Genomic DNA, 217 nt, shown 5'->3' with positions numbered 1-217 from the left:
GGTCGAGGCCCTCGAGCAGGGGGATGAAAGCGGGTGTCTCGTTGCTCTTCGCGTCGATCTGCCTTTGCCCGATCACCGTGCCCGTGTGATCCAGGGCTGCCAGCAGCCACACCGCCTTGCCGCCGCCCGCCCTCGATCCGCGCAGCTGTTTCCCGTCTACGGCCACCGCCCGCCACTGCGGCTTGCCTCCACTCTGATCAGTGGCTCTGGCCTGCAG

1 pseudogene is annotated in these 217 nt (G+C 68.2%); it reads right to left on the bottom strand.

What is annotated here, in order from left to right:
• A pseudogene (locus tag VT52_RS38545) lies at positions 1-217 on the bottom strand (ISAs1 family transposase); the annotation flags it as partial.

The sequence above is a fragment of the Streptomyces malaysiense genome (assembly GCF_000980885.2).
Taxonomy (GTDB): domain Bacteria; phylum Actinomycetota; class Actinomycetes; order Streptomycetales; family Streptomycetaceae; genus Streptomyces; species Streptomyces malaysiense.
This window is presented reverse-complemented; position numbering and strand designations above follow the sequence as displayed.